General features: G+C 65.0%; 21 protein-coding genes and 1 pseudogene. 9 read left to right on the forward strand and 13 right to left on the reverse strand.

Features of this window, described 5'->3' with window-relative positions:
- From Y706_RS30080 to Y706_RS0108385, 3 genes and pseudogenes are all read right to left on the reverse strand, one after another.
- Positions 1 to 227: pseudogene (locus Y706_RS30080) on the reverse strand (AAA family ATPase); the annotation flags it as partial.
- Positions 228 to 307: 80 nt separating this feature from the next.
- Entirely contained in the window at positions 308 to 820 is a 513-nt protein-coding gene (locus tag Y706_RS0108380) for a GNAT family N-acetyltransferase (protein WP_343213042.1), read from the reverse strand.
- A 2-nt stretch (positions 821 to 822) separates the two neighbouring features.
- Entirely contained in the window at positions 823 to 1,278 is a 456-nt protein-coding gene (locus Y706_RS0108385) for an SRPBCC family protein (RefSeq protein WP_028276250.1), read from the reverse strand.
- A gap of 550 nt (positions 1,279 to 1,828) precedes the next feature.
- Here Y706_RS0108385 and Y706_RS24365 point away from each other — a divergent pair.
- From Y706_RS24365 to Y706_RS0108400, 3 genes are read left to right on the forward strand one after another with little or no spacing between them, the layout of a single operon-like run.
- Positions 1,829 to 2,110: a DUF3311 domain-containing protein gene (locus tag Y706_RS24365; RefSeq protein WP_043435481.1), complete on the forward strand. Its 282-nt coding sequence runs from the start codon at positions 1,829 to 1,831 to the stop codon at positions 2,108 to 2,110.
- Positions 2,107 to 3,801 carry a monocarboxylate uptake permease MctP gene (locus Y706_RS0108395; RefSeq protein ID WP_043435483.1) on the forward strand — a complete coding sequence of 565 codons (1,695 nt, stop codon included), beginning with the start codon at positions 2,107 to 2,109 and terminating at the stop codon, positions 3,799 to 3,801. Before Y706_RS24365 ends, Y706_RS0108395 begins: the two co-directional genes overlap by 4 nt.
- A 50-nt stretch (positions 3,802 to 3,851) precedes the next feature.
- Complete coding sequence (locus Y706_RS0108400; RefSeq protein ID WP_028276252.1) at positions 3,852 to 4,181, forward strand: YqfO family protein; 330 nt, start codon at positions 3,852 to 3,854, stop codon at positions 4,179 to 4,181.
- Positions 4,182 to 4,218: 37 nt separating this feature from the next.
- On the opposite strand, the gene Y706_RS0108405 is transcribed toward Y706_RS0108400, so the two are convergent.
- Positions 4,219 to 4,914, reverse strand: a complete 696-nt coding sequence (locus tag Y706_RS0108405) for a class I SAM-dependent methyltransferase (RefSeq protein ID WP_216699116.1) — start codon at positions 4,912 to 4,914, stop codon at positions 4,219 to 4,221.
- Positions 4,915 to 5,011: 97 nt separating this feature from the next.
- Between Y706_RS0108405 and Y706_RS0108410 the strand changes: the two genes are divergently transcribed.
- Positions 5,012 to 5,602: a helix-turn-helix domain-containing protein gene (locus Y706_RS0108410; RefSeq protein WP_028276254.1), complete on the forward strand. Its 591-nt coding sequence runs from the start codon at positions 5,012 to 5,014 to the stop codon at positions 5,600 to 5,602.
- Between the two features lie 23 nt (positions 5,603 to 5,625).
- Here Y706_RS0108410 and Y706_RS0108415 read toward each other — a convergent pair whose 3' ends face one another.
- From Y706_RS0108415 to Y706_RS0108425, 3 genes are all read right to left on the reverse strand, one after another.
- Positions 5,626 to 6,165 (reverse strand): dihydrofolate reductase family protein, encoded by a 540-nt coding sequence (locus Y706_RS0108415; protein WP_028276255.1) that lies wholly within the window; start codon positions 6,163 to 6,165, stop codon positions 5,626 to 5,628.
- Between the two features lie 32 nt (positions 6,166 to 6,197).
- Positions 6,198 to 6,704 (reverse strand): hypothetical protein, encoded by a 507-nt coding sequence (locus tag Y706_RS0108420; protein ID WP_156945092.1) that lies wholly within the window; start codon positions 6,702 to 6,704, stop codon positions 6,198 to 6,200.
- A 93-nt stretch (positions 6,705 to 6,797) separates the two neighbouring features.
- Complete coding sequence (locus Y706_RS0108425) at positions 6,798 to 7,739, reverse strand: AraC family transcriptional regulator (protein WP_084476006.1); 942 nt, start codon at positions 7,737 to 7,739, stop codon at positions 6,798 to 6,800.
- 271 nt (positions 7,740 to 8,010) lie between these two features.
- Here Y706_RS0108425 and Y706_RS0108430 point away from each other — a divergent pair, with 271 nt between their 5' ends.
- From Y706_RS0108430 to Y706_RS0108450, 5 genes are read left to right on the forward strand one after another with little or no spacing between them, the layout of a single operon-like run.
- A complete protein-coding gene (locus Y706_RS0108430) occupies positions 8,011 to 9,357 on the forward strand; it encodes an ABC transporter substrate-binding protein (protein ID WP_028276258.1) in 1,347 nt (448 codons plus the stop codon).
- A 26-nt stretch (positions 9,358 to 9,383) separates the two neighbouring features.
- Entirely contained in the window at positions 9,384 to 10,352 is a 969-nt protein-coding gene (locus Y706_RS0108435) for a carbohydrate ABC transporter permease (RefSeq protein ID WP_028276259.1), read from the forward strand.
- Entirely contained in the window at positions 10,349 to 11,266 is a 918-nt protein-coding gene (locus tag Y706_RS0108440) for a carbohydrate ABC transporter permease (protein WP_028276260.1), read from the forward strand. Before Y706_RS0108435 ends, Y706_RS0108440 begins: the two co-directional genes overlap by 4 nt.
- Positions 11,267 to 11,317: 51 nt before the next feature.
- A complete protein-coding gene (locus tag Y706_RS0108445; RefSeq protein ID WP_028276261.1) occupies positions 11,318 to 12,379 on the forward strand; it encodes an NAD(P)-dependent alcohol dehydrogenase in 1,062 nt (353 codons plus the stop codon).
- Positions 12,379 to 13,356 (forward strand): carbohydrate kinase family protein, encoded by a 978-nt coding sequence (locus Y706_RS0108450; RefSeq protein ID WP_043435486.1) that lies wholly within the window; start codon positions 12,379 to 12,381, stop codon positions 13,354 to 13,356. Before Y706_RS0108445 ends, Y706_RS0108450 begins: the two co-directional genes overlap by 1 nt.
- Before the next feature lie 8 nt (positions 13,357 to 13,364).
- Here Y706_RS0108450 and Y706_RS0108455 read toward each other — a convergent pair whose 3' ends face one another.
- The 6 genes from Y706_RS0108455 to Y706_RS0108480 all read right to left on the reverse strand — a co-directional run bounded on the left by Y706_RS0108455 (position 13,365) and on the right by Y706_RS0108480 (position 19,928).
- Entirely contained in the window at positions 13,365 to 16,007 is a 2,643-nt protein-coding gene (locus tag Y706_RS0108455; RefSeq protein ID WP_028276263.1) for a PEP/pyruvate-binding domain-containing protein, read from the reverse strand.
- Between the two features lie 236 nt (positions 16,008 to 16,243).
- Entirely contained in the window at positions 16,244 to 17,131 is an 888-nt protein-coding gene (locus tag Y706_RS0108460) for a PRC and DUF2382 domain-containing protein (protein WP_028276264.1), read from the reverse strand.
- 602 nt (positions 17,132 to 17,733) lie between these two features.
- Entirely contained in the window at positions 17,734 to 18,081 is a 348-nt protein-coding gene (locus tag Y706_RS0108465) for a hypothetical protein (RefSeq protein ID WP_028276265.1), read from the reverse strand.
- 160 nt (positions 18,082 to 18,241) lie between these two features.
- Entirely contained in the window at positions 18,242 to 18,688 is a 447-nt protein-coding gene (locus Y706_RS0108470) for an Hsp20/alpha crystallin family protein (RefSeq protein WP_028276266.1), read from the reverse strand.
- A gap of 332 nt (positions 18,689 to 19,020) precedes the next feature.
- Positions 19,021 to 19,287 (reverse strand): GlsB/YeaQ/YmgE family stress response membrane protein, encoded by a 267-nt coding sequence (locus tag Y706_RS0108475; protein WP_028276267.1) that lies wholly within the window; start codon positions 19,285 to 19,287, stop codon positions 19,021 to 19,023.
- Between the two features lie 197 nt (positions 19,288 to 19,484).
- Positions 19,485 to 19,928 carry a MarR family winged helix-turn-helix transcriptional regulator gene (locus Y706_RS0108480; protein WP_253906727.1) on the reverse strand — a complete coding sequence of 148 codons (444 nt, stop codon included), beginning with the start codon at positions 19,926 to 19,928 and terminating at the stop codon, positions 19,485 to 19,487.
- Between the last annotated feature and the right edge of the window lie 218 nt (positions 19,929 to 20,146).

Below are 20,146 nucleotides of genomic sequence, written 5' to 3' on the forward strand. Positions count from 1 at the left end.
AGATCCGCCTTCTGGAGACAAGCCATAAGCCAGTGCAATGGCTTCCACGAGAGTGGATTTTCCCGACCCAGTTTCGCTACGAAGATCGTGGCCGGGGTCAGGTCGAGCCCTTGGTCCAGAACCTGTGCGACAGGGGGCAGGTCACCTGGCCACCGACGGCGGTCGAGGACGTGGGCCGGGTCTTCGGCCAACCGTCTGATCGGAAAGCTATGCGGGGCATGCCCCATTCTTACAGGCTGAGTTGTTCGCAGCGGCCAGGACGAAAGGTCCTGGGAAATACCAGTCATTTCGAACTGAAACTCCGGGACTACCGAAATAGAGCGAAGACACGCACGGGTTCCGGAGCGAAGTTTGACCCCTCCATAAAGCCCATGGCTTCGTAGAAGGCGCGTTGCCCTGGTTCATTGTCAGTGATGAGCACTGTTTGCCGGACATGCGCGTATCGTGCCGTGACCTGCTCCACCAGAGCCCGGCCTACGCCCGCGCCTTGGAAAGGCGGCCGTACAAGGATGTCCTGCAGATAGCAGATGGTCGCATCGTCCGACACAACCCTCGCGAGGCCAACAAGCTCACCATTCGCGTTCCGGGCCGTCACGACAAACGAGGAACTTCGGATCGCTCTGGTGAGCAGTTCTGGAAACCGGGTATAGGCGGCCCACCCCACAGATTCGTACAACGAGAGAACTTCGGCATCGGAAAACTCGTTGGATGTGAAGATGCTGAACGCCGGCATCCGACCAGTGTTGCATGGCCTTGCCATTTGTTCATGGGCACCCTGGGCTGCCGGAGCGGGACGGGTCACCTGGTCGGCGAAATCCATTGTTATTTGGGTTGCGGATCCGCGGTCAGGTGACGGTTGCGTGCCTCGATGAGCCTGCGGAGGTAGCGGCCCAGGACGAGCTTCTCGGCTACGCGCCCGACTGGACCGAATGGGGCTGCGAACTCGATCCGGTCAACCATTCTGGTTCCCTCCGCGTCCTCGCTGAACTCATGGACGTGCCTGAACCGCCGGAACGGACCCTTGATCTGCTCGTCGACGAAATACCCCGGCGCCTCCATCTGAGTGATCCGGCTCGTCATCCGGAATGGGATCCCGAAGTGCCAGGCCCGCCAGGTGACCTCTTCTCCTAAGGAGATGAGACCGGACCTGACGCCGGCGACGGCATCCTCCCGTGACCGCGCCATCGAGTCCTTGTGAACGTCGATGCTGCGGGCAAGATCAAACAATTCCGACCTGGGCGTGCTTGTCCGCGTTGTGCATTCGAAGTTGACGGCCATCGCCAAAGTATGTCAGCCCGCCGCGACTCCGCCTGGGATTTGGCCCCCAATTCCCGGCAGCGGCCGCAGGACCACCCACGGTGGGGAACCGGGAAAGGCAGTTTGAAATTGATCGCCTGCTCGCCGCTGTCCGAGGTGCGGACGACGATTGCCGTAGATCGTGTTGCCGAGGTGGCGCTGCGCTGACCAGAAGCTTCTCGTAGCCGCCCCAGGCGCAATTTACGAGCAGATCGAGGCTGCCGTCTTCGGACCGGATCGTTTCAAAAACGTGCGCCGTCTCGTCGTCTTTGAGACGGTCGCAGCGCAGCCGCCGTATTTCCCCCGGCAGGTCCGCCTGATCGACCGAGCGGCCTGAGCCGGAAACTCGGAACCCGGCGCACGCATCCTGATTCGCGCCGCTCGGCCTTCCGCCGAGGCGTGCTGGCCCTGTCGGAGACGAAGGCCGGTGTCTATTCTGTTCTGTAAAGACCGTTGCGACATGCGGTCTGCAGGTCCCGGCACCTCCCGGGAAGCCTTCCCGCTCCGGGGCCGTCTCGATGAGGAGGCATCGATGTCCAGTCCCGATGTGCCAACACGCGGGCCGGCCAGATCCGGTCCATATGTCATCACCGGAATCCTTTTGACCATCGCCATTGTGGTTCCGCTGTTTGTGCCCGCGTATTCGGTCGATGAGCCGCGCTGGGTGGGTATGCCGTTTTTCTACTGGTACCAGATGATGTGGATTCCGATCACCTCGGCCCTGGTCGGGGTCTCCTACTGGCTAGTGATCAAGGAGGATCGCCGCAGGCGCGAATCGGTGCGCGGCCTGACCAGTCCCGGGGAGGAGCGATGAGCGGGATGGCCCTTCCCCTGGCCGCTCCGGACCGGCCCGTTAACGTCGTGGCACTCACTATTGTGATTTTTCTTTTCGTCCTGGTGGCCGTTTTGGGGTTTGTTGCCGCGCGGTGGCGCCGGGGCGAGGAAACGGGGCTGCACAGCCTCGATGAGTGGGGCCTCGGCGGCCGCGGGTTTGGGACCTGGGTGACCTGGTTCCTTCTCGGGGGTGACCTGTATACGGCCTATACCTTTGTGGCCGTTCCCGCTGCGATGTGGGCCACCGGGGCCGTGACCGGCTTCTTCGCGGTGCCGTACACAATCGTTCTGTACCCAATCGTATTCCTCCTGATGAGCCGGTTGTGGTCCGTCTCGCATCGACATGGGTTCGTCACGCCGGCCGACTTCATTGGCGGCCGCTATGGCAGCAGGTCCCTGACCCTTGCCGTCGCCATCACCGGCATCGTCGCGACCATGCCGTACATCGCGCTGCAGTTGGTCGGCATCAAGGCTGTGCTCACTGTGCTGGGATTGGGCAGTTCGGAGAACGTTCTGCTGACGGACCTGCCGCTGATCATCGCGTTCGTGGTCCTGGCCGCTTACACCTATACGTCGGGCCTGCGGGCTCCGGCCCTGATCGCCGTTGTGAAGGATCTTTTGATTTACCTGGCAGTGATCGTTGCGGTCATCTACCTGCCGATCAAGTTCGGCGGCTGGGACCCCATCTTCAACTCCGCCGAGGCGAAACTGGGTGCGACCAACCCGGCCACCGGCAAACCCACCGGCGTGTTCATCCCCGGCGCCGCCAGCTACTCCGCCTACTGGACATTGGCCCTGGGCTCTGCCTTGGCGCTGTTTATGTATCCGCACTCCATCACCGGCGTCTTGGCAACCAAGAGCAGGAACACGATCCGTAAGAATGCCGCTGTGCTCCCGCTGTACTCATTGATGCTGGGGCTTTTGGCACTGCTGGGCTACGCGGCCATATTTGCCGGTACCGTGCCGGTCGACCTGAACGGTGCCATCAACCCGCAACTGGTGGTGCCGCAGCTGTTTTTGGACCAGTTCCCTGCGTGGTTTGCCGGCATCGCACTGGCCGCTATCGCCATCGGTGCTCTTGTCCCGGCCGCGATCATGTCAATAGCAGCGGCAAACCTGTTCACCCGCAACATTTACGTCGATCTCATCAGGCCCGATGCCACACCCCGGCAGGAGGCACACGTCTCTAAGATCGCGTCGCTCGTGGTGAAATTCGGTGCCCTGGTATTCGTCATTGCCATGGACCAGTCGGCGGCAATTAACATGCAGCTGCTCGGCGGTATCTGGATCCTGCAGACCTTTCCGGCGATCGTTGCCGGGCTCTACACGCGCTGGTTCCACCGGTGGGCGCTTTTCGGCGGCTGGGCAGCCGGAATCACCTACGGCACCATCGCGGCGTACAACGTGGTCAACCCCGTCACGAAAGCCCACTTTGGCGGCTCAATCGCGGCCATTCCCGGCACGGACACGCAGGTCTACATCGCCGTCACAGCGTTTGCGATCAACCTGATCGTCGCCGCCGGTCTGTCTCTTCTCTTCCATGCAATGAAGCTCCCCGACGGGAAGGACATCACACGCAACTCCGACTACGGCGCCGACGAGAACGATCCGAAGGTCGCCCAGATCGAGCGCGAGAACCCGCTCGGCGGGTCCGGGGTATCCAGATTCTGATTCGCTGGGACCCTCGGCGCTGAGAGGCACCCGGTGGCAGACTTTCTGCCATGGAGCCCATGGATTGTCTGGTCATCTACGTCCCCACCGACGCTGCGCCCGCGGTCCGGCAAGCCATTGGCGAGGCCGGGGCGGGCAGGCTGGGCAACTACTCCCACTGCTCGTTCAGCCTCGACGGCACCGGGCGTTTTACCCCGTTGCCCGGCGCGAACCCGTCCGTCGGCGTCGTCGGTTCCCCCGAGGAGGTGCCGGAAACCCGGATCGAGGCAATCTTCCCCCGCTCCCGGCGTAACGCCGTCGTCAATGCCGCGTTGTCCGTTCATCCGTATGAGACGCCGGCGTTCATGACCTACCCGGTAGATGCCAGCCGGCCGGACTGAGCAACACCGGGGGTGCAGCGCGGCGGAAACTGTGAGGTCACCCGCGCCGGGTGGCACGCACGACGACGTCGTGCAGCGGCAACGCACGGTCACCGGGTCCGGGGAGTGTCCGCGTGATCTCCTCGGCACTCGTGATGCTCCATACGGCAGCGTTGAGACCCCCGGTGATGTCCGCGAGGGTGACAGTCGCCTCCGGGGGAGGGCGGTGCCCGTGCCCCGGGGAGGCGGGAGCGTGCAGGTGCCCGACGATCAACAGCGTGCCGCCGGGGGCTACCCAATCCGAGATGCGTTCGTAGAAGGCAAGTTGCGGCATCGCCGGGTGAGCGTAGTGGGTGGTCACAAGGTCGAACCGATCACCCGGTGCCCATGACGTTAGGTCCGCCTCGACCCAGGTCACCGGGCCGGACACGGACTGCCCTTCGGCACGCTCGGCCGCTTGGGCGAGGGCAGCGCCGGAGATGTCGGCGCCGGTGACCTGCCAGCCGTGCGCGGCGAGCCAGGTCGCCTCTGCCCCTGTCCCGCACCCGGCATCCAGCGCTGTTCCCGGTGCGAGTCCGCTGGTTTCGCGGATGAGATGCGGGTTCGGGGCAGCCCCTCCCGAATCTGCCTTGGCGGGACCGTGGGCCTGTTCCCAGTGCTGTTGCCAGTAGTCCTTGTCGAAGCTGTGCGTCATCGCGTCACCGTCGCGTCCGCCCGTTGCTTCCCCTGGCGATGTCTCTGCCGTCCCGGCCATGTGGAACCCCTTACGATCTGATGTGCCTTCAGATTCCATGCTCCCGGGCTGGCAGGTGGATGTGCAAGCGGTATTGCCGAATGGCAAAATAGCCCTCATGAACGACGATCTCGACTACACACTCAGCGCCGTCGGGCCGCGCCTCAAGCGCCTGCGACTCCGCCGGGACGTCACCCTCGCAGACCTCGCCGAGCAGACAGGCATCTCCGCCAGCACACTCTCCAGACTCGAAGCAGGCCTCCGGCGGCCCACTCTCGAGCAGCTCCTCCCCCTGGCCCGCGTGCACGGGGTAACCCTCGACGAACTCGTCGATGCGCCGCCGACCGGCGACCCCCGGCTCAATCTGCGTCCCGTCGCAGGTCCGGACGGGTCGACGATCTTGCCTCTCACGCGCCGCCCGGGCGGCATTCAGGCCTACAAGTTCATCCTCCCCAAGGGCAGGGATGGGCAGGAGCCTCAGCTGCGCACCCACGAAGGCTACGACTGGGCCTATGTCCTCAATGGCACCTTGCGCCTGGTCCTCGGTGAACATGACCTGATCCTGAGGCCCGGCGAAGCCGTGGAGTTCGACACCCGAACCCCGCACTGGTTCGGCGCAACCAGCGTCGGTCCGGTCGAATTCCTCAGCCTTATCGGCAAACAAGGTCAGCGCACCCATGTCCGGGCGGCACCCAAGCGCGATAGCTAGGCGCATCCTCTGATGTGCTCTCCTTAGGACGCTGCCGGCGCCATTCGGAGGGCCAGCATCCCGCCTTCGAGGAGTTCAAGTTCGACGATCCGCAGTGTGTGCCGGGTTCCGTCCTCCGGCAGCATTTTCTTGCCACGCCCGAGCACGATGGGGGAGACCAGCAGGACGTACTCGTCCACGAGGTTCTCCTCCATGAGCGTCTTGGTCAGCGTCGGGCTTCCCCACACGAGCACGTTCTCCCGCTCGCGAAGCTCGCGGACCTGGCCGGGTATGTCGTCGGCGATAATCGTGCTGTTGTTCCAGCCGGCGTGGTCCAGTGTGGTCGACACGACATACTTCGGCATCGCGTTGAAAGTGTCGGCGGTGAAGTCGCCCGACCGCGACGGCCACGAGGCGGCGAAGCCGTCATAGGTGACCCGGCCGAGCAGCATCGAATCCGCCCCGGCCAGAACTTGTTCGTTGTAGGCCACGGTGGCGTCGCTGAAGAACGGGCCCGTCCAGAGCTGGGGCTCCTCGGCGACGTTGTCCAGAGTGGAAAAAGCAGTCACTGTCAGCTTGCCCATGAAGATCTCCTTCAGGTTGTGGCGCCTGGCTGTTATCCGCGGTTTCGGAGCCGGAGTGTTCGTGCCTCGTGGATGGCGGCCAGGGCAACTGCGCTGGCGGCGAGCCTGACGGCGTGGACCCTGTACCACCGCTTCAGTAGGGGGTTGCGGCGCGTCTCACTGAGCGGTTGTGGGCTGAAGAACAGGTCGGGGTTGATGGACCGGAGCAGATAGGCGGTGGCGGCCGCACCAGTCGTCGAGCTGGCCGCAGCGACTAGCAGCCATGGCCTGCTGTCGGCATGATTCCAGCCTGCCACGAGGGCAGCGATCGCCGCCGGCGCATTGATCGGTGCAATCGGTGCGTAATAACGGCCCGGGCTTCCCGCTCCAAAGGGCGAGCGGGGCAGTTCACGGCTTGCTTCAGCGGCCGCGACGCGGTGCGGGATTTTGACGAGGACCTCATAGAGATTGCCGAAAAACCAATGCGCGTGGCTGAACTCCGCCACGCCCAAGATCCGATCAGCGAGAAAATCCCGGCGGCCCGAGGAAGTCTGTCCCATGCCCACAATCTACCGCCGATGCCCATCGCCAGGCCATGGTGACCAGCTCGCGCGCTCCGGGGCGGGAGAATGCAGAACCCCGCGCTGCTGCCGTCAGTGCTGCACCCGCTGACGATAGTCCCGGGGGGTTTCGCCTGCGTCATTGCGGAAATGCCGGTTGAAGTTGGACAAGTTCGTGAAACCCACTTCATAGCAGATGTCCGAGATCGATTTGTCGCTCCGCTCCAGCAGGCGGCGGGCGTGGGCCAGGCGAAGTTTGCGCACCAGATCACTGAAATTCTGGCCGGTCGCGCGCTTGAAATACTTCGAAAATGTCGGTTCCGACATACCCACCAGCGCCGCCGCCTCGGACATCCTGACGCTGCCGGCGTGGTTGCTGAAGACATACTCGAGGACGAGGTCCACCACCGCCGCGGCCTGCCCGTCCAGTTGCGGCCTGAACCATTCGTCGGCGAGGTAGCGCCGTTCGGACTCTGGCGCACGCGAAAGAATCGCCAACACGTCAAAGAGATGCTGAAGCCGCTGCAATCCGGTGGAGGTCCCCATCGCCTCCAGGGAAACGGCGGCGGCCCGGGCTGATCGTCCGAGGAACTCGATCCCACGCGAGGACTGTTCCAGCAAGGGTTTAACCTCGGCCATTTCCGGCAGAATCGAGGCGGCCCTCTCGACCCATTTTCCGTCGAACTGAATAAGGACGTCCCTGCCTTGAAGCACTTCTCCGGGTCTCAGGTCGCTGACCCAGTCGTGCGGCAGCCCCGAACCTACCAGGGCCAGGTGTCCGGCCTCGAAAGTGCCGATGTGGTCTCCCACGATGAACTTTCCGGTGCCTTTCCGGATCAGGTGCAGCTCGTATTCAGGATGGTAGTTCCAACGTGCGACCGGGCTGGGGTAGTCGTGCTCGTGCCAGCGCACGGAATGGTTGGGGTCTTCCGGAATGACCTCACGGTTGGCCCGCATCCCCAGGAGTCTTTCGGCAAGCCTGGCCGCTGCGCCGTCATTGATGGCCGAGCCGCCGCCTGGGTCCGCCGCGCTCATCGTGGTTCTCCCTGCGTTCGGATCATGACAAATGTGCGGCATCTGTGCCGACTCTTCCCAGAATAGCGCCCGGATGGGGACGCCCCCGGAAAATTAGTATCAGAATTCAGCAAGCAACGCGCTAGTTGTGCCCTATGCCACAAGCCTAATCTTGAGGAACACCAGCGAGGCACCCGGCATTGATCCCGTCGCCCCGTTTTCGGCCCCGGACTCCGACGTAGCAGTCGGAATGGGCCAGCATCGCACCCCCCGAAGAACAAAGGAGTCCTTAATGCGCGCAAAAATACGCGTCGCCGCACTGGCCGCAGGCGCCCTGTGCGTCGCGCTCAGCGCCACGGCCTGCGCAGGCGCCGGTGGCGGCAATTCCGCAGGCGACCCGAACGCCATCAATGTCCTCATGGTCAACAACCCCCAAATGGAGGACCTGCAGCGGCTCACCGCGGATAATTTCACCAAGGAAACAGGCATCAGGGTCAACTACACCGTCCTGCCGGAGAATGACGTCCGCGCCAAGATCAGCCAGGAGTTCTCGAGCCAGGCCGGCCAGTACGACGTTGCGTCACTGTCCAACTACGAGATCCCGTTCTATTCCGCCAACGGCTGGCTGGCGCCGCTGGACAGCGTGGCCAAGGATGCCGAGTTCAACCAGGCGGACATCCTTCCTGCCTACACCGCATCGCTGACGGGCAAGGATGGCAAGCTCTACGGCGAACCGTTCTACGGGGAATCCTCCTTCCTGATGTATCGGAAGGACATTCTCGAGGCCAAGGGCCTGACCATGCCGGAGAAGCCGACCTGGGACGAAGTCGCTGCCCTGGCCGCCAAGGCTGACGGCGCTGCCCCCGGAATGAAGGGTATCTGCCTGCGCGGCCAGCCCGGCTGGGGCCAGGTTTTCGCACCCCTGACGACCGTGGTGAACACTTTTGGCGGGACCTGGTTCGACAAGGACTGGAACGCGAAGGTCAACGCACCGGAATTCACCGCCGCTGTTGATTTCTACACCAAACTGGTGCGCGACCACGGTGAAGCAGGGGCCGCCCAGGCCGGGTTCACCGAGTGCCTGACCAACATGAGCCAGGGCAAGGTCGCCATGTGGTACGACGCCACCTCCGCGGCCGGAGCCCTGGAAGCCGAGGACTCCCCTGTGAAGGGCAAGATCGGTTATGCCCAGGCCCCGGTGAAGGAGACCAAGTCCTCGGGCTGGCTGTGGACTTGGTCCTGGGCCGTGCAGGCGGCCTCCAAGAAGCAGGCCGCCGCCGATAAGTTCATCGCCTGGGCCAGTTCGAAGAACTATGAGGAACTGGTCGCATCCAAGCTCGGCTGGTCCAAGGTCCCGTCCGGCAAGCGGATCTCCACCTACGAGAACGCCGACTTCCAGAAGGCCGCACCATTCTTCAAGGCCGAACGCTTCGCCATTGAGAACGCCGATCCGAAAAACCCCGGAGTCCAGCCGCGGCCGGCTGTCGGCATCCAATTTGTCGGCATTCCCGAATTCGCGGCCCTCGGCACCAGGGTTTCCCAGGGTGTGAGCTCAGCCATCGCCGGCCAGGGCTCCGTGGCGGATGCCGTGGCCAAGGGCCAGGAAGCCGCCAAAAAAGTCGGCGACAAGTACAAGTAATCACCACCGAACCGCAGGAGAACATCATGACTACCGCAACGGCGCGCGTCTCCCGGCACGGGAGCAGCACAGCCAAACCTTCCAAGAACGTCAGGGCGCGCGAACGCGCCGTGGCCTGGGCACGCCGCGCACCGCTGCTGCCGGCACTGATCTTCCTCATCATCGTCACCCAGCTCCCGTTCGTGGTGACCCTGATCATTTCGTTCATGAACTGGAACAGCCTGAGCCCGGACAAGACCGGATTCGCCGGGTTCGATAACTACGTCCAGATCCTCACCGACCCCTACTTTCTGCAGGCGATCATCACCACCATCGTCGAGACTGTCTCCGTCGTCTTGGTCAGCCTGGTCCTCGGCCTTGGCCTGGCCCTGCTGCTGGACAAGAAGTTCATCGGTCGCGGATTGGCCCGAACCATGCTGATCGCACCGTTTCTCATCGTTCCGGTCGCAGCTGCCCTCATCTGGAAGCATGCCATCCTCAACCCGGTCTACGGCCTGATCAACGGCACCCTCACCTGGGTTTGGGCGCTCTTCGGCTCCGACACCCCGCCCCAGCCGGACCTGCTGTCCTCGGCGCCCCTGATGGCCATCATCGTCTCGCTTATCTGGCAGTGGACCCCGTTCATGATGCTCATCCTGCTCGCCGGTCTGCAGTCCCGCCCGATGGACACCGTGGAAGCCGCCCAGATGGACGGCGCCACTCCCTGGGCTATTTTCCGGCACCTCACGCTCCCGCACCTGCGCCAGTACCTGGAACTGGGCGGACTGCTCGGCGCCATCTACATCGTGCAGAATTTCGACGCAACCTTCGTCATCACCTCCGGCGGCCTGGGCACGGCCAACCTGCCCTACGCCATTTACGAGACGTTTTACTACGCCAACGAATACGGCCTGGCCTCCGCCGCCGGCGTCGTGGTGGTCATCGGCACCATCATCGTGGCGACCTTCGCACTCCGCACCGTTTTCTCGCTCTTCAAGAAGGAGGCAGCACGATGAGCACGCTCACCCCGGCCGAACCCAGGTCATCAGTCCCCGCCCCGCACGCCCGCACCAACGGTTCACAGCGCCGCGGCAAGTCGCGCATGGACCCCACGCGCAACAACACGGCCGCCGGGATCGCTGCCTGGCTGCTGGCCCTGCTCTTCGCGGTACCGGTCCTGTGGATGATCCTGACCTCATTCCACTCCGAAGTTGACGCCGCCACCAACCCGCCCTCCATCGCCGCCGACCTTAACCTCGACGCCTACAAGGAGTTCTTCGGGGCAACGTCCGGCGTCAGCCCGTGGCCCTCGCTGATCAACTCCGCCACTGCCTCGATCTTCTCCACCGTGCTGGTTCTGCTGCTGGCCATCCCGGCCGCCTACGCCCTGTCCATCCGGCCGGTGAAAAAGTGGACCGACGTCCTGTTCTTCTTCCTCTCCACCAAGATGATGCCCGTGGTCGCCGCCGTCCTGCCGCTCTACCTCTTCGCCAAAACCGCCGGGGCCCTGGATAACATCTGGTTCCTGGGCCTGATGTACACCTCAATGAACCTGCCCATCGCCGTCTGGATGATGCGCTCCTTCCTCGACGAAGTGCCGGTCGAAATGCTCGAGGCCGCCCAGATCGACGGCGCAGGCCTGCTACTGACGCTCCGCAAAGTCGTCGCCCCCGTCGCGATGCCCGGCATCGCCGCCACCGCCCTGATCTGCTTCATCTTCAGCTGGAACGAACTCCTCCTGGCCCGGGTGCTCACCGGCGTGGTCGCCGGCACCGCCCCGGTCTTCCTCACCGGCCTCGTCTCCAGCCAGGGACTGTTCATCGCCAAGGTCTGCGCGGCCGCCGTGGTTGTGTCCCTGCCGGTGCTGTTCGCCGGCTTCGCCGCCCAAGACAAACTCGTCCAAGGCCTCTCCCTGGGTGCAGTGAAATAGCGCCGTCAAATAGCCCGCCACCGCCTCTTCAAACCGCAAAGGATTCCTTCGATGACCACATCAACCGCACAGTCCCGCACCCCCGGACATCCGGAAGTGCCCGCCACCATGCGCGCCGCCGTCCTCAAGCGCCAGGGCGACATGGCCATGGAAACACTGCCCGTCCCGGAGTTGGACGCGGACCAGGTCCTGGTGCAGGTCGCCGCCGTCGGTGTGTGCGGCAGCGACGTCCATTACTACGAGCACGGCCGGATCGGCGACTACGTCGTGGACCACCCGCTGATCCTGGGCCACGAGCTCTCCGGGCGCATCGCCGCCGTCGGCAGCGACGTGGACCCGTCCCGCGTTGGCCAGCGGGTCGCCGTCGAACCCCAGCGGCCCTGCCGCACCTGCAAGCAGTGCAAGGCCGGACGGTACAACCTGTGCCCGGACATCGAGTTCTACGCCACACCGCCGATCGACGGAGCTTTCACCGAATACGTGAGGATCCAGGACGACTTCGCTTACGACATCCCAGACAGCGTCAGCGACGAGGCGGCAGCCCTCATCGAACCACTCTCCGTCGGCCTCTGGGCCTGCGAACGCGCCCAGATCAAGCCCGGCAGCCGGGTCCTGATCGCCGGAGCCGGCCCCATCGGCATCATCGCCGCCCAAGCCGCCCGCGCTTACGGGGCGACCGAAATTTACATCACGGACATTGCAGAAGAAAGGCTCGCTTTCGCCCTGGAACACGGCGCCACCCATGCCCTGAACGCCTTGACGGACAGTGCCGAAGGGCTCGACGTCGATGCCTTCATTGACGCCTCCGGCGCCCCGCAGGCTGTCCGTTCCGGCATCAAAGCCGTTGGACCGGCCGGCCGGGTCATCCTGGTCGGGCTCGGAGCCGACGACGTCGAACTCCCCGTCTCCTACATCCAGAACCGCGAAATCTGGCTCTCGGGCGTCTTCCGCTACACCAACACCTGGCCGCTGGCCATCCAGCTGATCGCGGACGGAAAAGTAGATCTGGACATCCTGGTGACCGGCAAGTTTGCGCTGGCCGACTCGGAAGCAGCACTCAAAGCGGGCAAGCAGGCCGGTCAGCTCAAAACTGTCGTCTATCCGGGCCGCTGATGCGCATCACCGACGCCACCCCAGCGCCCCGCCTCCCCGCGGGGGACGGTGTCCTGACGGTCATTGGCGAATCCCTTGTCGACATCATCCGCGACCCCCGTGGTCCTGCCGGCGGCCAGGCCCACCCCGGGGGCAGCCCCCTCAACGTGGCAGTGGGGGCTGCGCGCCTCGACCTCAGGACAATCCTGGTGACCCACTATGGCCTTGACCCACACGGACTCCGGCTTGAAGAGCATCTGCAGACGAACGGCGTCCAGGTGATCAACGGCGGAAGCGCGGCCACGTCTACGGCCCTCGCCACCCTGGGATCTGACGGTGCCGCCGAATACGCCTTCTCGATCACCTGGGCAATCAGTGGGGCGTCGCTGCCGGCCCTCGCCGCCGTCAAAGGTTCCACCCACGTCCACACGGGATCTATCGCTACGGTGCTCCCGCCGGGGGAGCAGGCCACCCTTGCCCTGGTAGAGGCCGCCCGGGAACACGCGACGACCAGTTTCGATCCCAATTGCCGGCCCGCGATCAGTCCCGATGCGGATGCGGCACGCCGGCAGGTGGAAGTGTTCGTGGCGGCGAGCGACATTGTCAAAGCCAGCGACGAAGACCTGCGCTGGCTCTACCCGGACCGGGCACCGGAAGAATCCCTGCAGGCCTGGCTGGAACTGGGGCCGGCGGTGGTGGCCCTGACGCGCGGAGCCTCAGGCCCGGTCATCCTGTCCGGAAACGGGCGGGTCGAGATGGCAGCTGAACCGATCCGAGTGTCAGATACTGTGGGCGCCGGCGATTCCTTCATGGCGGGGCTTATTTCCGGACTCGCCAAACTTGGAGCGCTCGGGGCGGAGGGAAGACGGCAACTGCAGACCCTGACCCTGGATCAGCTCCACGCAGTCGCCTCGTACGCGAACCGTGCAGCGGCGATCACCTGCTCCCGGAAGGGCGCCAATCCTCCGTGGTCGGCGGAACTCGGGGAACTGTCCTGATGACGCGGTCAGTCTGCGACCGTGACGGTGCCGGCGTCGCCGTCAACGCGGATCCGTTGGCCGCTGGTGAGCCGCTGGGTGGCCACGCCTGTGCCAAGCACGGCCGGGATGCCGTACTCGCGGGCCACGATCGAGCTGTGGCTCAACGGCCCGCCGACGTCGGTCACCACGGCGGAGGCCATCGCGAACAGCGAGGTCCAGGCCGGGGTGGTGATGCGGGCTACCAGGATGTCCCCGGGCTCCATCAGGCCGAAATCCTGTGGGCCCCTCAGGACGCGGGCCGGGGCGGTGACCCGGCCCGCGCTGGCGCCGACGCCCTTGATGACGTCGCCGAGCTGATCCTGTGGGCCTGCCGGCATCATTGAGCCGAAGGCCCGCTCCATCCACCGGCTCTCCGGCAACAGCTGCGGGGCAGCGGCCTTGGCCTGGCCCCGCCACAGCATCTTGCGCTCCTCGACGGCGCCGGCGCGGACGGGCCGGTCTGCCCCGGTAATTGCCACGGCTGCCGGTGTGCCCGACCCGGCAAGACCGAACTCGACGGCGCTGCGCAACTCCCGGTGGCGCAGCCAGAAGACGTCGGCGGGCTCGGCGATAACTGCGGAGCCGACGAGCCGTCGGCCCAGCTCGAACAGCATCCGCCTCAGCAGCGGCCACGCAAGCCCGACGTCGGCCAGGGCGTCCTCGCGGATCGGGGCTGCGTTTTGCGCCCACCGGAGCAGTCGGAGGAATGCGGCCCGGCGCCTCGGCCCGAGCCGGGCGACGATTCGGCGGGTTTCATCCTCGCGGCGGGCGGCCGAGAGCCGCTGGCGCTCGTAGGGGTCATTGCCCTGTCCCCGCAGGTAAAACTTCACCGTCTCCAGCAGCGGCGAGGGATCGTCGGCAGGCACCGGACTGACGAAGTCCAGGTTATAGACCGCATGGCCGAACCGGCCGAGGTGCTCCTGGAAGCGGGCCTGCCATTGCTGCCAGGGTGCCGGGTCCACTCCGGCAGGCGGGAACCCGGTGCGTTGCGGCCCGGCCAGTGCGGCGGTGGGTTCGTTGAGGATCGCCGGGGCCAGCCCCGGGACGTCCCGGGCCCAGGCTGCGAGGTCGTACAGCGACTTCTCTGCGCGGATGGGTTCGCTGTCGTAACCGAGGAGGAAGGTCTGGGCGGGGGGATCGCCGTCGCGCCGAACGAACTTGTCGTAGTAGGCCCGGAAGGAGATTTCGCTTGTTGCGGCGATCGGAATGATGGACTGCACGGCCGTGTAGTACACCGTGCCGGCGTCAAGCAGCGTCTGCACACCCGCCAGCAGTTCCTCTCCGGGGAGCTCCCCGACGGGCTTCGCGGACCAGTCCTTGATCACCTGCTCGTAGCGGGGATGCGAAAATTCCCGCCAGCCCGCCACTCCCATATGCGCCTTGCCGCGGGCCAGCGCCCGCATCGCCGTCAGCGATTTGCCCATCACCCGCCACATTCCCGAGTTGCGGTAATAGTAGTAGGCGTAGCCGTTGATAGTGGGCAGCCCGACGTCGTCCTCGCGGATGACCTCCTTGCCGACGGCGCCGGCCATCAGGGCCCTCAGCGACCGTGACACCGAGCCGTCAATGAGGTCGGCGAACAGCGGCGAGAGGGGGTCGGGCAGCTGCTCAACGATGCTTGCCCGGAAGTAGAGCCCGTGCCGGTAGGGCACCGGCCAGGTGTCCGGGATGTCGGCTGCCGGGTCGGGCAGCGCGGTGATGGGCCGGGATTGCAGGATGAAGAACTCGCCACCGGCGCGTGCCCACTCGATATCCTGCGGCGTCCCGAAATGCTCCGTAATCCGTGTTCCGTAACCGGCCAGCTCGGCCGCCGCCCGGTCGTCCAATACGGCCTGCCGGCGGCGCGTCGCCGGCACCGGCTGCTCCAGGGTGCCGCGCTCCGCGTAGACGGTCATGACCTCCTTGTCAGCTGTCCGGCGGGACAGCACACGGCCCGTCCCTGCTTCGACGACGACGTCGTCCGTGGTGACCGATCCGCTGACAACGGACTCGCCCAGGCCCCACGCGGCACTGATCACCGTCTGGTCGCGGCGCCCGTTGGCCGGATTGGCGGTGAACATCACCCCGGCCGCCTCGGCGTCGACCATCTGCTGGACCACGACGGCGAGGCGCGTGTCCGGGTCGATGCCTTCACGGGCGCGGTAGGCCATGGCACGCGCTGTCCACAGGGAGGCCCAGCACTCAATCACGGCCGCGGCCACAGCCTCCGTCCCCCGGACGTTGAGGTAGGTTTCCTGTTGCCCGGCGAAGCTGGCTGAGGCGAGGTCCTCGGCCGTGGCGGAGGAGCGCACCGCCACGGCTGTGTCTGCGTCGCCTAGCCTCCCGTAGGCGCCGCCGAGTTCCGCCGCGATGGCGTGTGGCATGGTGCCGCTGGTGAAAAGGGCGCGGATCCGTTTCGAGGCTTCCTCGTAGTCCTGTGGTGCCGCGTGCGGCGACAGAACAGCCAGTTCATGGATGCCGGCCTCGAGATGGTTGGCAGCCACAAAATCCGCGTAGGCTGCGGTGTTCAGCACGAACCACGGCGGGACCGGCAGTCCTCCCTGGCTGAGGCCGCCCAAACCGACGCCCTTGCCGCCTGCCACGGCGACGTCGCCGCGCCCCACATCGTCGAAGTTGTTGATGTAGGTCATGACCTCGAGTCCTTTCCGCCCGGAGCCAGGCTCCGTGGTTCAGCCTGATTCCCAACATACTGGCACTGCCGCAGGCGAGAGGCCATAGCCGTACCGGTGGGCAGGGGATCCCGGTGACCCCGCCGCCGAGGGGTGTGGCCGGGGGCAACCAATCGCTCCCACCCCCGTTCCGACAACAAGATGCCCGGGGCTATGGGTCGCAGCCCTTGCCCCGGGCATCTAAACAATCCGCATGTTCAGCCGCGGCTGGCGTCGGTGCCCTCGGAGCCCTCGGATCCCTCGCTGCTTTCGCCGTCAAAGTGTTCCTTGTGGACCTTCTCACGGATGGTGACTTCATCTGCGACCGTTTCAGTAACGATGCGGACCCGTTCAACCGGGACGGTCTCCTTGGTCACTATGACTCGCTCTTCGTGAAGGATTACCTCGTCGTCGCTGGCCGGACGGTTCGAGACCTCGTCGCGGTCCTCCTCGGCAATCGGTTCCCGCTCGATTCGAACCTCTTCGCGTTGCACTGGCACCGTCCTGGTGACGGTTTCCGTCGTGACGTATTTGCGCAGGCGCCCCCGGCCCGTGGCGTCGCGGGTCTCGGCGCGGTTCGTATCAGTGGCGTCGCGGGTTTGGGCGCGGTCGGTTCCGGTGGTGTCCTGTCGTGTCGTGGGTGGCGTTGCGGCGTCGGTGGTGGGTGTCGCTGTGCCGTATCCGGCTGTGCCCGTGGCGTCGCGGGTCTCGGCGCGCTCGGTTCCGGAGGCGTCCTGTCGTGTGGCGGATGCTGCGTCAGCTGTATCCGCGTCCGTGTAGGTGCGTCCGCTGTCCATCCGGTAATGCTGGTAGAGCCGGTCTTCCTCGGCAGGCTCCAGAGGCCGATCGGCGTCGATCCTTGGCGCGTCCTTGACCTGATTTTTGTTGTACGGGACGACGATGTCATTGCCCTCCAGCCGAGCACCCTCGAGGGGAACAAATGATTCGGACATCCCGAACAGGCCCGTACGGACGGTTACCCAGCTGGGCTGGCCGGCTTCGTTGTCCACGAAGACCTGGCCGATGGAGCCGATCTTTTCTCCGTCTCCCGACAGGACATTTGCGCCTTGGCTGAGCAGACGGTCAATTTGTTCGGTGGTGAGCATGACGTCTCCTTGGATCTCTTAGGTTGAAATTGTGGGTCCGGTCAGGAGCCCTTGATGGACCGCCCGACCGGTACCGGACAGGACGCCTTGGTGCTGTCCGGTGCTTGGGAAGCGTCCGCGGAACTGCGAACTACGGGAGCGGGCGATGATCAGTCGGCAGTGCGCTCAGCTGAGAACTTCCGAGGCCGACCCGCAGTTCTGGCACGGTCAGGGTCCTGCGCGAGACCTTCGCGAGCGGCGGCCTGATGCCGAAAGGGAGCGCAGACTGGGGATGAACGTTGTCGCCACCGCCCGTCCGGCTTGGAGCCGGTGGGAAATGTCCAATGGAATGCGCCGCCATTCGATTAGGAGCTGGGACCGGTCCCGTTGCGCAGGGAGTTCTCCTGCGCCGTTTTCCGTGTTATATCACGAGCCCGGTTAGATTAGGAAGCCCCCTTATGAATAGTTGGGTTCCCGGCGGCGGGGCTCCGCCGGAAGGCACACGGGGAGGCCCGGCGCCCAAGAGACGGCCCGGTGAGGACACCCGTGGCGGTCATTCCAGGCCGTCCAGGTGGGGTCCTTGCGCGAGGCGATGGCGGAGAGAGTGTGGTGTACGGCCAGGTCTAGTCCTGGTCCAGTTCGTCGAGCAGGGACTTCGCTGCGGCGGCGATGTCGTCGTAACTATTCTGGGCGGCCCGGCTCTCGATGGCGAGAATCGCGCAGCGATGCAGCCGGCGGAAATCACCGAAGGGAAAGCTGTAGCGCCCCTTCGTGTCGTGCGTCTTCTCGGCGTCTTCGCCCAGATGCCACGTGCCGTACTCCTTGTACCCGTGCTTGTCGATGAATGCGTTTTCTGCCTCGGCGTCGGGCGCGTGCTCGCTCCAATCGTCACGGGTATCCCGGGCAAACCTCGAGTCCTTGATGAGCTGCCGAGCATGACGCAGCGCCGCGTCGTTGATCTTGATAGTCATGAGGTGGTGTCCGCTCTGTCTCAATTTTCCGGGGCGGGGGCTGCGGAGGCCGTGGCGAGGCCGGGCACCGGTGCACCAAGACCGGCCGCCTCCTTTGCCATGCCAGAAGCGCGCGCGGTCGCCGGTGGGTGCCGGGCGGATCAAGTGCCGGAAATGCCGTTCAGGTCACGAAGTTCTCCGGTGCTTCCGGTGATTGGTTTCCACCGCGGGAGACGTGGACTTTCGTGGCGGACGGTCCGGACTGCTCCGGGATCTGGGCGCGGATTTCCAAGACGCCGTCGATGTAGCTGGCCTCGACGGTGTCAGGGTCCGCGCCGCGGGGCAGCGGGACGCTTCGCGAATATTCGCCGTACCGCACTTCGCTTCGGTAACCCGGTTGATCCTTGTGCGGGGGCTCGGTGCGCCGGGCAGCGATATTCAGGTTGCCCTCGCTGACGGTGATATCGATGTCCTTGTCCGGGTCGATGCCGGGGATATCGGTTCTGACCACCAAGGTGTTTCCATCCCGGTATTCTTCGACCCTGAGCCAGGTGTCCGTCTCGCCTTGCAGGAAGCGCCGGACTGGTTCGGGCACGTCGATGCCCGTGCGGCGGAATAGGTTGTCCATGTCTATCTCCTTGCTGTTTAGCATCTCTGGTCGCATGGTGTCGGATGCGCGCGGAGCAATGACTTCTGCCGCTTTGGCGACGACTACTAACGACGGCGACGCCAGAACCGGCCGCCGGAGCTGCGCTCGGAGGCTTTCAAAGCTTGTTCTCGGCGAAGCATTGCGGGCGGTCGCCCGGCATGAGGTGAAACGTCATGAGGTTGGACTCGGCGGCGCGGGCCGAGAAACGCCGGGAGTTTCCTCCCGGGGTGTTCCAAGGCCGGCCCGGCACCGTCTGACAGAAGTCGCAGGGCGTCCTCAGCGGCAACCCTGCACCCGGAGTATCGAGGCTGCTACGCCCTGGTCCTGCGACCGGCAAGAGCCCCATAGATCAGGAGCACAATAACGGCCCCGAGGATGGAGAGGAGCCAGGTCCGCAGGTCAAAGAAGTCAGCGAGCCCTCCGCCGAAGATCAACGAGCCGATCCAACCTCCGAGGATTGCGCCCACGACGCCAACAACGAGTGTGATCAGCCAGCCGCCTCCTTGACGGCCAGGAAGGACCGCCTTGGCGATAGCTCCGGCGATAAGGCCGAGAATGAGAAAAGCGAGAATTCCCATCTTTGTACTTCCTTTCGGTAGACCGGTCGTGGAATGCGGCCGTAACGGCGATTTAATCAGCATGCATAGTAACGCGCAATACCCGGCTCAGTGGCCCTCTGTCTTGCTCGCCCCTTGCCGGTCCAAACTGCAATGGAAGCGGCGACTGGCCGTGGGCGCCGGGCGGGGGAGGCCCAGAGGCAACCAGCCGCGGGAGGCTAGTTCATTGGCGCCGGAGGCCGTCCTTGGGCGGGGGAGGGCACGTCGAGCCTGGGGTGCCGGGCCGTGGAGCCTGGGGCGCCGGGCCGTGGAGTCTGGAAGAAATCCACAAACCGGGCGAGTTGCTCAGACAGTGCCTCCCACCCGTCGAAGTCGGCGGGAACGGCCGCACGCTCAGCCCTGGAGGCCGCTTGCAGTGCCGCGGTGCCGGCGTCGGTAATCTCAACCTGAAATTGGCGCCGATCCTCAGGGTTTCGCGTCCTCGTGACCAGCCCCGCGTCCTCGAGCCGGGCAAGGACGCGGCCGAGCGTTTGGCTTTGGACATGAACTCTTGCGGCGAGCTGTTCCTGGTACATCGGGCGGGGTGCCACGGCTTCCAGCGCGATGACGGCGGCACGCGTCAACCCCAGTGGCGCCAGGGCATCGTCGTGTAGGCGTTGCACTAAACGGGCCGCTGAGGTTAGAAGCCGGTAACCGTCCCGGGCGTTGGGCTCACGGGCGAGTATCACGAAGAAGACCTTCCTGATTGGGTGGCAACGAAAGTCACGCTGCCTGCGACGTCGGCACGAAGCGCCGACGCTGGATACCCACCCTATGCATGCCGGGCTCCCTTTTGGCAAGTATGCTTACTATTTTTCACGCGCGGCCCACAGGGCGCGCG

It is taken from the genome of Arthrobacter sp. I3, from assembly GCF_000520575.1.
Lineage (GTDB): Bacteria > Actinomycetota > Actinomycetes > Actinomycetales > Micrococcaceae > Arthrobacter > Arthrobacter humicola_A.